Source organism: Agrobacterium sp. CFBP 3001 (assembly GCF_027871605.1).
Taxonomy (GTDB): Bacteria; Pseudomonadota; Alphaproteobacteria; order Rhizobiales; family Rhizobiaceae; genus Agrobacterium; species Agrobacterium leguminum.
Window position 1 is genome coordinate 1 of sequence record NZ_JAQAHD010000043.1, and the last position, 10901, is coordinate 10901.

General features: G+C 55.0%; 8 protein-coding genes. 6 read left to right on the forward strand and 2 right to left on the reverse strand.

What is annotated here, in order from left to right; translation table 11 throughout:
* Positions 1-602: 602 nt before the first annotated feature.
* Both PH605_RS24995 and PH605_RS25000 read left to right on the forward strand, forming a co-directional pair.
* Positions 603-1076: an Hsp20 family protein gene (locus PH605_RS24995; protein WP_078053760.1), complete on the forward strand. Its 474-nt coding sequence runs from the start codon at positions 603-605 to the stop codon at positions 1074-1076.
* 77 nt (positions 1077-1153) lie between these two features.
* Positions 1154-1453: a DUF982 domain-containing protein gene (locus tag PH605_RS25000; protein ID WP_078053759.1), complete on the forward strand. Its 300-nt coding sequence runs from the start codon at positions 1154-1156 to the stop codon at positions 1451-1453.
* Positions 1454-1682: 229 nt separating this feature from the next.
* Here PH605_RS25000 and PH605_RS25005 read toward each other — a convergent pair whose 3' ends face one another.
* Positions 1683-2246 carry an IS3 family transposase gene (locus tag PH605_RS25005; protein WP_142846669.1) on the reverse strand — a complete coding sequence of 188 codons (564 nt, stop codon included), beginning with the start codon at positions 2244-2246 and terminating at the stop codon, positions 1683-1685.
* Positions 2247-3896: 1650 nt separating this feature from the next.
* Here PH605_RS25005 and PH605_RS25010 point away from each other — a divergent pair.
* Together PH605_RS25010 and PH605_RS25015 are read left to right on the forward strand one after the other, a co-directional pair.
* Positions 3897-4205 (forward strand): type II toxin-antitoxin system RelB/DinJ family antitoxin, encoded by a 309-nt coding sequence (locus PH605_RS25010; RefSeq protein WP_078053757.1) that lies wholly within the window; start codon positions 3897-3899, stop codon positions 4203-4205.
* Positions 4202-4495 carry a type II toxin-antitoxin system RelE/ParE family toxin gene (locus PH605_RS25015; RefSeq protein ID WP_078053756.1) on the forward strand — a complete coding sequence of 98 codons (294 nt, stop codon included), beginning with the start codon at positions 4202-4204 and terminating at the stop codon, positions 4493-4495. Before PH605_RS25010 ends, PH605_RS25015 begins: the two co-directional genes overlap by 4 nt.
* A gap of 271 nt (positions 4496-4766) precedes the next feature.
* Here the strand turns inward: PH605_RS25015 and PH605_RS25020 are convergent, their stop codons facing one another.
* Complete coding sequence (locus tag PH605_RS25020; protein ID WP_080858340.1) at positions 4767-8345, reverse strand: autotransporter outer membrane beta-barrel domain-containing protein; 3579 nt, start codon at positions 8343-8345, stop codon at positions 4767-4769.
* A 341-nt stretch (positions 8346-8686) separates the two neighbouring features.
* On the opposite strand from PH605_RS25020, the gene PH605_RS25025 reads away from it, so the two are divergent.
* On the forward strand, positions 8687-8929 hold the full coding sequence (locus PH605_RS25025; protein ID WP_078053834.1) for a hypothetical protein: 243 nt from the start codon (positions 8687-8689) through the stop codon (positions 8927-8929).
* A gap of 812 nt (positions 8930-9741) precedes the next feature.
* Positions 9742-10677 (forward strand): hypothetical protein, encoded by a 936-nt coding sequence (locus tag PH605_RS25030; protein WP_162723999.1) that lies wholly within the window; start codon positions 9742-9744, stop codon positions 10675-10677.
* Positions 10678-10901 lie beyond the last annotated feature (224 nt).

Here is a 10901-nt window from a genome sequence, read left to right on the forward strand (position 1 = left end):
AAGCTCTGTGGGACACGGTCGGCGAAATCGTCCCGCTCTTCAAACCCAAAGAGTGCGCCAACTATTTTACGTCGTGCGGATATGACCCCGAGTAAAGTGGACGTGCTCTAGTGAAGCTGGCTGGAGATGTCGGCGCGCGCGCGGTGGTTCGGCGCCATAGGATGTCGATAGTCGACGTCGAGATCGGACCAGCAGCCAGGATGGACCTCGATACGCTCGAGTCGTTGCGCGAAAGGGGCTGGTTGCCCGCCCAAGGTTGAAAAAGCGGGTGCGTCCAGTTCCTGTAGCGTTGGCTGGGATTCAAAGATTGGGTGGGAGAGAAACGCCACCGGTGTCATTCCGCGCAGGAGTGCGGGTTCATGAGCAAGGGCCATGAGTCCTTGCCTAGCAGAGCATCCAATCTTGCGAAAAAAGAATGCCGGCGGGGATAAGTTTCATTGAGATAGCCTGGAAAGCAGTACAATTTTTTTTGTTGCAAATCTTGAATCCGAAAATCGTCAAAACCAAATCGATCGCCGCCAGCCGCTGAAATAAGGGCTGGTATCGCCGGGAGCGCCGCTTTTGGCATTCCCGTACCATGTTGCTTCAAGGAGGATATGGCTATGGCAACATCTTACGACTTCGCACCGCTGTTCCGCTCGAGCGTCGGCTTCGACCGGGTGTTCCATCTGTTGGAAAATGCTCAGCGCGCCCGCTCAATCAGCGACTGGCCGCCTTACGACATCGTCAAGACTGACGACGATACCTACCGGATATCAATAGCGGTTGCCGGCTTCACCCAGGACGATCTCGATATCACCTTCCAGTCCAACCTGCTGACTGTAACCGGCAAGAAACAGGAGGTATCTGCCGTTGGTTACCTCCATCGCGGGATCGCTGGGCGTCCATTCGAACACAGGTTCGAACTTGCAGATCACGTCAGGGTGAACGGAGCGGACCTTAGAAACGGCCTCCTGTCGATCGAGCTTGTTCGAGAGATCCCGGAGGCGTTGAAGCCGCGAAAGATATTGATCCAGAGCACGCCTGCGTTGACGTCCGCCGTTCCGGCGCAGATCGAAGCACAGAAGGCCGCTTGATATCCAGGCTCGTCCAGTAAGCAAGGGTGCCATTGCGATGGCGCCCATCACCATTCCGGGTTGGGAAGGAGAGACCAATGAAACCCGATATGTTCAGAAAACCTGTCACTATCCTTGTCGGCTTAGGCTTTCCTGTGGAAGTACGCGGCATAATGGATGCCTACCGGCATCTTGTCGAATGGCCGACCTCGTTCAGAGACACGGCACACTCGATTGCCCTAAAGGCTTCTCAAGCGGCGCTTCGCGGAGAGATCGAAGCGGAGACCGCGCGCGGCCTGTTTGCCGCATTCGCCGCGAAGCATGATCTTCTGGCCCCGGAGTTGCCGGTAATTAGCGCTTCTCTCATGCATGGCGACAGCGGTCCCCATATAAAGTGAGGACCTGCCCACTGCAAGCGGCCTGCCACGAAACTACGGGTTCTCACACTGCTCGAGCGATGCATAAATCGCATCCATGCCGACATGGATGATCTTGCGGACTGGCGTGTGGCAACGACATTCCTGATGACAACGCAGTTGCCTTGAGAACGAAGGGTGTTGATTGCCACTGAGAACTGACCGGGCGTTGGAGTGAACCCCTCGGCCTGGACCAGCGAGGCACTTCAAACTAAGCCGCTTGCTGGGCGAGTTGAGTTTCAAATTCTGCTGGCGACCTATAGCCAAGGGCCGAGTGCAGCCGCTTGGCATTGTAGACTTCTTCGATGAAGCTGGGCAATCGCTCGGCGACGTCTACGAAAGTTTCGTACCCGGCAGGATAAATGCCCTCTACTTTCGGAGTCTTCATAAAGCTCTCTGCCTGCGCATTGTGATAAGGGTTGCCAACGGCACTCGTGGATCCCTGTAGGGCTGCCGCATCGAGTGCTCGTCGATAGGTCTCACTTGCGTACTGGCATCCGCGGTCCGTGTGGTGAATGCAGCCAGGCGGAGGCGGAGGCATTCTGTTCTCGATGGCCGAATGTAGTGCGGCCAGCGCCAGCGGCGTATCCGGCCGTGTCGACAGGCCATAGCCGACGACTTTCCGGTTGCAGGCGCCGAGAATGACGGCGAGATAGCAACAGCCGATGGCGGTGCGGATGTATGTGAAGTCGGCCACCCAGACCAGTTGAATATGCATGCAAGTGTTGGTCGGTAATGGTAGCGCTTTCTTTGTATTGAAAATGACATTTAACAAGTTTAACGACTCGCATGCGGAGTTGGGGACATACCCTCGGCTGATACGATTCCCGTCAGACCGGTCGCCATCTCCGCAAATTCAAAATCCAGTTGGACCCCGCAACCGGGATTTGCCGGCTATGTGATATCCGGCCTGAGCCTACCAAAAATTGGTATTTGGTGATGCGTCGTTATCGAGATCACGGTCCACAATCTTGTAATTCCCTTTATGTATTTCAGGGAATTTCCTGGTCTGTGTCTTAATCCAACCGAAACACCGAGTAATGTCATCGGCTTCGAAAACTGGACTTTCCTCGCCATCGCATTTTAATATTACGATGTACCGCAATCATCGCTCCATTATGAAATACTGAAAATAAATACGTGTATAGATTTTATTTGAAATTTCGCAACGAATGCCTTCGGTGCAGCAAATTTTACCCTATCTGAGTAGTCTAGAAACCTTCCGATGTACACTTTGGAGCGGCATTTCAGAATGGCCTGCTGCCGAGCATGGACCTCAGCAAAGAGGGAACCCCCCCCCCCCCCCGCGAGCCGCCCCAACGGGACGGCCCCCGACCGGCCGCAAGTTATGATGGTTGCGCCCTTCCGTAACCGGTAGACGCGGCTATGCCAGAACGGACACCGCGCCAAACTCCAGGCGTGGCAACCGCGCGAAATTGCCGGCCGGGTTGCCGTAGCCGACATTCACCATGAAGTTGACCTTGATCGCTGTGTCCGCGAAGAAGCCACCATCTTGGCTACGCTGTCGCGCGACATGTTGAAATGCTGCTGCTCGCCGCTGCGTCATCCCTTCGGAAACAGCCAGGCGAACCCACAGATAAAGTTCGACGGTATAGATCCCCTGTCCCTCCTGCGCTCATTGCAGAAAGAAAATAAGTGGCCGGTTTTTACTCCGCTTGCGGACGGATTATTCCGCTGCGACCGTGGCCGACTTTTCCACCGCCGAGGCTCACGTCACGCGAGGGTCTTGCTTTCCAGCGTCTCGGGCGGCTCGAAGAGGAGCGGATAGCTTATTCGAAGGCGCTTGCCACTGATCCCGCCTGCTACGAGGCCCGCCTGTTCAGCTTGGTGAGATCGATTCCGAACCAAGCAGCGCTTCCGGGGCGCGGAACCTTCCGTGTGGCCAGTCAGTTTTTGTCGGTGAAGCTAGAGGAACTGACAATGCCCAAGAAAATTTCGGCCCCCTCCAAGACGACCGACCCTAAAGAGCAGCCTGTCCGCCCTTCCGAGGACCAGGTGGAGCCCGCCGAGCCGGACGATCGCCAACATCCGCCGCGAGATACAAGAGAGACGCCGGCTCCGAACCCAAACGACAAAGGGCTTCCGAACAGGGCGCCTGAATAAGTCGGAGACCGAAGACTGACTTGAGGCGCGCGATCGGTAAGAGCGTCGGCTCCCCTCCTGCTCGACGCCATGCCCTGAATAACGTCCCAAGTTTGGGATCACCCACAGGTTTGCCCTCAATACTTGAGCAAATCAGCGCGTGAAACCTATGTGCCTAATTTAGTGCATTTCATGCGGTGGCCGCTAGTTCGATTCCCTTCAAGAGCATTTGAGCGCCGAGAGCGGATTATTCCGGCACAAAACTGCATCTGGAAATCGTCATTCAATTGCATTACTATCTCTGAAAATGTAGGAGATAGTCATGGCTGCAAACGCTCTTGTCCAAACACGCATTGATGCCGAAGTTCGGGATCGGGCTTCGGCCGTGCTTGAAAGCATGGGGCTCACGGTATCTGATGCGGTTCGTATTATGCTCACCCGGACTGCTAACGAAGGGGCGCTACCTCTTGAACTTCTTTCTGGGAGTGAAACACACGATGCCTGGTTTCGGACCAAGGTGCTCGAAGCGTTAAATGATACTCGGTCGGATTTAACAGACGACGAGGCCGAGGCGCACTTTGCCAAACGCCGAGCGGCGGCCCGCCTTAAAGTGGGTTCGACAGAATCGTGAAGCTTACTTGGTCGGCGTTTGCGCTATCGGATCGCGACGCCATCTTCACGTATATTGAGGCAGATAATCCTGCGGCCGCTATTCTCATCGATGAGCGGATAGTATCCGCCGCCCGTCGCTTGCTCGACTTTCCTGCCAGTGGGCGCTTGGGTAGAATCGCCGGTACACGCGAACTCGTCATCAATGGTACACCTTACGTCGCCGCCTACGCCACTACCGAGACGACAGTTCGAATTCTTCGCGTACTCCATGGCGCGCAGGAATGGCCAGAATATCTGCTGCAAAACTGATCAACCACAGTCGAACCGGACCGACCAGTATCAACACTGCCGATCGATCCCGCGGCGTTTCGTATGGTCCGTTGTGCAAGCGCGCAATCGGCCCGTCAGCGTAGCGCGATCTAAACCCACCCTGATGAACTGCTCGCGATGACCAGAATTATCGGCTTCCGGGGCAGGTTGGGGGTATCCGGCCGATCTATGAATTTTCGATCACGGGTGCCGCTATCGTCGACGTTCATTACATCGGCGCGTCCTGGAATGGTCCGATACCGTCAGCCTTTTACCACTTCACGCGTAGGCCCACCTGTCCCCTGACGGAGTAACTGTCGCCGAAGTCATTCAGGCTGGTCTGAACCAGAGCTTCGCCATAGATCGAATACTTGTCGTCGTCCCAGCTATAGGTTCCCCCGATCCCCAGACCGCCCCATACACGATCATTGCGGCTGGCGAAGCTCACTCCCTCGACATTGACACTCGTCCCTTCAAGAAACTCATAGTAGAGATTGCCAATGCCGTGGACGTGGGTGCGATTGAGCAGTCCCTCGTCGTTCCGCCACGAGCTTTCGTGGTCGAGGGTCACACCGAGACGGCCTTGCAGGCTTTCTCCACGGTCGAGGCTGACACGGGCGCCGAATGTATCGGTAAACGCGTCGAAGTCGACATTGGAATAGACCAGCTGGGCCTGCGGCGTGATGGACCAGGCTGGATCGATGGCAATGCGCTTGCCGCTTTCCAACGACAGTGTGTAGCCAAAACCGCCATTGTTGTCGGTGAGGTTTGTACGGGCAAGGAGAGAGTCGAGATCGCTCGTGTACCAGGTCATCTGAGCCTGACCGTCCAGATAGAAACCGCTCTCGCCATACCAGGTCAATGTCCCGCCAAGACCGTAACCGTCCGTGCTGATCTCCCCATCGCCGTAAACAGAACCGGTGTCGGTTTTGCCATGGGCGTAATGGATTGTGAACCCGCCAATCAGCTTGCCGCTTTCCGCTTCTGTAAACAGCCCATCAATACCGGCCTGAAGTTTGAAGATATTCTGCTCGGACTTGGTGCCGGAGGTCGAGAAACGCGGTTCGATGCTGTTATGCACACCTTCAATGCGGCCCCATACACCGTTTCCTTCGATCGCAACGCCTGCTTGTTCGGGAGTGGGATAAGGTGTGCCGACAGAAGCGCCATTACCGGCCCAGAAACGATTACCGACACGTTGCTGCAAGGTTGGCACGCCGTTCAGACCCCGCAATGCCCGGGGGTATGCCTCGTAGGTCGGAACACCGGCCTGATAAAGCGGAGCAGTCGGCGTCGGATTCGACACGGTCAATTGCGAACGCAAATACCAGTTGCCATCATTCGGTGATGAAGTGCCCCCTTGATAAAGCTGATAGGCGTAGGCACCTGCAACGACCGCTTGCCTGTCACCCACCGTGTAGTCGCCAATGAGCGAGAAAACACCGTTGGAAGCACCGTTCACTTCGATGATACGGATACCTTCACTGGTCTGCGCACCCGTGCCACCGACATTGTTGACGCCGACATTTGTCGTGCCCGATGTGTCGCCATTGACGATGACCATATCCGTATTGGAGTTGTCATCACCAAGGGCAACATCGAACAGCATCTGTCCGCCATTGCCGCTATAATTTCCACCGATGATGACGACATCGCCGACAGCATCGTCCACCGTGGTGATGGTTCCGGCGTTGGCCACATCGCCGCTGAACGAATAGAACCCGGTTCCGTTGCCCGTTCCGACTAAATTGGACGTTGAATCAATCGTCATATTGCCGTCGAAGGCGAGTGATGCCATGCCGTCAAGTGTGGAATTGTTGTTCAGGAACACACCGGTCGTTGCTTCGTCCGGCTCGCCGACATGCCATGTGCCGTCGTCGATCGACAGATTGGCACCATCCAGATTGACAACTTCCCAATTGATGATCCTGCCGCCATTCGTGGTCGCTTTCACACCGCGAAGCGTAAGCGTATCGATCATGCCGTCGGCAACCGAGGTATCATCGCCGCCGTCGAGCACCTGAGAACCATCATAGGCCGATGCGCTTACCATCGCTGTATCGGAACCGTCCTGACCGTAGAAGCCGCCAGCCAGAGTGCCGCCCGTCCAGGTGAACGTATCATTGCCTTCATGGTTTGTGACACCGTCGTTGCTTCGAGCGTCGTCTCTGTCGTCACCGTAGATATTACCGATATAGGTTCCCCTAGCCAGATTGAAGGTGTCATCGCCGAGGCCGAGGACCGCATCACCGGTTACGGTGCCAGCGCTGTTAACGACGACATTCCCGCCAATCGTGTCCGATGCAATCGGGTTACCCGCAACACCGCCGTCACGAATGGCTATTCCGGACGTTGCCGTGACCGTTGCGGAAGCTGCGATATCTATTGTCGAGCCGTTCGCTGCAATCGTTTGGATACCCGCGCCCGCACCGCCACTCACCCTACCACCGACGCTGACCAGCGAGGCGCCCGTACCCCTATTCGACGCCAGAATGCCGGTTCTGCCAGCAATAGAACCCGCCGTTTGTCTTACGGTCAGATCGGTGGCGCTGCTGGCATTACGCGAATAGACACCGTAGTCACCGGAGGCGATCACATCGCCGGAAAGTGTAACCGTTGTTGTGCCGGTTCCCGCATTGTCTGCGAAAACACCATAGGTGCCGCCTTTGACCGTTCCGGAAGTCTGGCTTACAACAATACTGTCCGCTGTGGCCGCGTTATAAGCGTAAAGTCCAGCGCGTACGATTGCCGTGGCATCGCCGGAACTGATGATCGTCGTTGAGCCGCTACCCTGATTATTGGCATACATGCCGAACCAATTGCCGGAGATCGATCCCGCGGTCTGGGTAAGAATGATATCTGTCCCGGCTGTGGAATTGTAGGCATAGACACCAAATGTGTCGTTATTTGCCGCGCCAGTCTGGGTCTGGTTGATGATCCCGGCTGTCGTGATCGATATGGCGCCGGCCGCCCAATTATCGGCGCGGATGCCATGTGTATAACCGGTTATCGTGCTGCCGGCTGCCTGGGAAATCGTGATGCCTGTCGCGTTAGCGAAATTTTGCGCCCATATACCGTTTTCGGCTGCACCGTCCACATCGCCGGCGACACTAATTGCGGTCACCCCAAATCCACGATTGGTTGTGGAAATTCCGTTATCCGCGCCAAAAATCGTCCCGCCCGTCTGGCTGACGGTCAGGTCTGTTGCGAAACCGTCGTGGGAAACATAGACACCATTACCGATTGTCCCAATCGCCGTGCCTGAGGATGTGATCGTTGTGGGACCTGTACCGGTATTGATGACATAGATACCGTCAACGCCGGTGATGCTACCGTTCGATGTTATTTCAACCGCGCCGAAAACATCATTGATCGCCAAAATACCCTGCCCACCAGAGGACGTTATGGAGGACGCATTTCCGTCCGTTATGGCGATCCCTCCGATGGTCTCGACTCTGATGGCTTCCCCAGAGGCTGACAAACCAAATCCTGGTTGTGTGACAACCGTTACGGGCGCGGAGGAAAAGATCACCGCCGACGGATCGCTCCCTGTGGCAGCGCCGGAACAGCTCCAGGTTCCAGGGCCAGCGGGATCGCAGCTACCTGCCAGCGATGGCGAAGACCAGAGGAGCACCGATGTAACTGCCGCCGCCGAAATGACGGACAAACTTTCAAATGACAGTACCAAACGCGCTTCACAAGGCGCTATGCCACCGACGATCCTCTTACACTTCCCCACTCGGCCGCCACGGATGAGCATGTTATTTGCTCGATTTGTATCAGAATTATCTAAGAAAGACCCACCCCCGTTAGATGGACGCTTCTTGAAAAATGCTCCAGGTGCGGTCATTCACGGTCCCCATCTTCCGTCCCGATAAAGCTGAAGAGTGCTTCTCGCGGAACCATCTCCCCGAATCGAATTCGCCCAATGGTTGTTCCAGATGATTGAGATCTATATATTACTAAAATATAATCAACGGTGAATTCGAAGTTGCGCAGCCGTTAGAAAACTGGACCGACGCAGCCGAAATGGTTGGTGTTCCGCATCCAGCGGCTACCTAGCGTATTAATTTAGGGTGTCGTGGGTCCACACTACTCTCTGCAGCGTTAACCATATAGGGAACCGCCATCCCAAATCCGCTTCGGTTATGTTAACCCTTGGTAAACAGGGGCGATAGACGGACCAACGACGTGAGCTTTGTGTTGGAGAAACACTGGGAGCGGCTGCTTAAGGAAATCGCGGCCTGCGAAATGGCAGTTCGAGAGATCGAAACCGATCTCCGCCTCAGGGCAATGTCGAACGACGCTGACGACAGAGAGCTGACCTTTCTGCGGCGACTCAAAAATGAAAAGGTCGAACTGCTTTATCGTTGCCAAAACCTGAGAGAAGCGTTCATTGCGTTGCTAGGCGATAACGATATCGCCGCCGAGTAGTTTCTGGGTCGAGATCGCAGGCAAACCCAGTGAACTTTACCTAAAACGCGATTTGCAGCAGTATTCCTCCCCACAAGTCGCAAATACGGCCTCGGTCACCGGAAATGCGCCGCCGAAGCGTTCTGACAAGCCGACCTTTTCGCTGTGCTTAGTCCGTAGGCGCGATGGGGCTGGGTAGATACGCTTATTGCGGAACCAGAGACGGCTCTCCTATCGATGACGTAACGTCCCAAGTCTGGGATCACCACAGGTTTGCCCTCAATACTTGAGCAAATCAGTGCGTGAAACCTATGTGCCTGATTTAGTGCATCACGCGGTGGCCACTGGTTCGATTCCGCTCAAGAGCTAATTGGATGCGAGTCGTTTATCCGCGAACCAAAGTGCGCCGGATCGTAAGCCGAAGTCCGGACTTGAACTTTTAGACACCCGGCGTGATTGTGAGAGACGGACAAATCGGAGAAAAAACACTCCGGTCCTAACTTAATTGGTGTTGGAGTTTACATGATCAGAAAATCGATAATGGCTCTATCGCATGCGGTTCTTGCCGTACCCAATCCCCTCCGCGCCCAGCGACGATGAGCGGACGACGAAGTAATTCTACGCTTTCGGTCGTATCGATCCCTCTACCAGCCATGCAGCAAAATGAGGGAAATGCCGCATTGGTTTCCTGCGTTGTAGCTGCCCGATGGAAATTTCGAAGGATATCTCGCTTATAGCCGCGGCCACTTCGCGGCCGAGGCGAGCGCAGAAGTCTGTGAATGATTGGCCCATGAATTGACAAAACTGAATTCCAACAAAGGCGCGAGATGATGATGCCAAAAATGCAGATTGTATTAGGGCTCGTCGTGGCCAGTGTTGTGGCGCTGTCTGGACTGGCTGCACCTGCTATAGGTGCTTCGAGTATTGAACAGGGGATAGATTTACAGTTCACGCCACCTAAGGGTCTTTGTCAGGTCGATCCGTCACGCTCGAAAGCAGACCAGTACCTTTGGACTAGTCTTCCTGATAAAAAGACGGCCGAATTGACACACACATTGTTTGTCGATTGCCTTCCGCTGGAACAGGCGCGGAAAGGTGATTTTTCGGGTAAAATGCCAACGAATGTGATTTTTCTCGCAGTGATTCCGCGTACAATAGACCAGACACCTCCCATCCCATACAATCTGAAAGATTTAGTGTCGGCTTTGGTAGCGAGGGACGCGCCGCGTTATAAGGACGCAAAGCCGTTTTTTGGGTCGCGGAAAGAGACAGCCGACGTTTTCGCATTACTTGGCAGCGACGAAAACGGCGTGTATTACGGCATCCGAAAATTTGACAAATCCGGCAAGGAAATAGGAGGCGGCATTTCGATTTACACGATGATCGAAACATCCCCCATCCTTATCTGGGTGCTCGCTTTTGAAAACACGATTGATGAAGCCAAGTTTGACAGGGCAAAGCAGCTGGCCGCACAATTACAGGCTGAAAACAGCCGCCCCGTAACAGTAAATCTAAAGGGGCTGCCGCACTTGGCAAAAAAGGTACAATCCTGCTTCAACGTGCCCGCCGGAATAGGGGGAAAGGCGGTTGTTTCATTCAAAATTAACGAGGCGGGCGCTCTCGAAGGAACGCCGGTGGTTATCGAGCAGGGTGGTGGCGAAGCAAGCGAGGTCATTGGTAAGGCAGCGATAAGGGCGCTTCAAAAATGTCAGCCGTACCTGGAATTCGGTTTGCAAGGCCAATTTCATCTCCCGTTTGTAATTCAATAGGTGGAGGGTTTCATGACATGTGGCATCCTACAGCGCGACAGCGAGTTAATTCCAGCCAAGGCGGAGTAGAAGATGAGCGGCGGTGGCCGACATATGGTTGGCGCGAGTTGGCCATGAAGCTCGGCTTGGGGCAGGGTCGTATTCGCGAGGAGCAGCTTATGGAATTGCTGGAAGAGCGTTTGCGAACGACAGGAAGCCTGTTGCGCCCGGTGTGAACGCCGGGG

Coding starts and splice junctions, on each gene's coding strand:
- PH605_RS24995 (WP_078053760.1), top strand. CDS start 603: ATGGCAACATCTTACGACTTCGCACCGCTGTTCCGCTCGAGCGTCGGC.
- PH605_RS25000 (WP_078053759.1), top strand. CDS start 1,154: ATGAAACCCGATATGTTCAGAAAACCTGTCACTATCCTTGTCGGCTTA.
- PH605_RS25010 (WP_078053757.1), top strand. CDS start 3,897: ATGGCTGCAAACGCTCTTGTCCAAACACGCATTGATGCCGAAGTTCGG.
- PH605_RS25020 (WP_080858340.1), bottom strand. CDS start 8,345: ATGACCGCACCTGGAGCATTTTTCAAGAAGCGTCCATCTAACGGGGGT.
- PH605_RS25030 (WP_162723999.1), top strand. CDS start 9,742: ATGCCAAAAATGCAGATTGTATTAGGGCTCGTCGTGGCCAGTGTTGTG.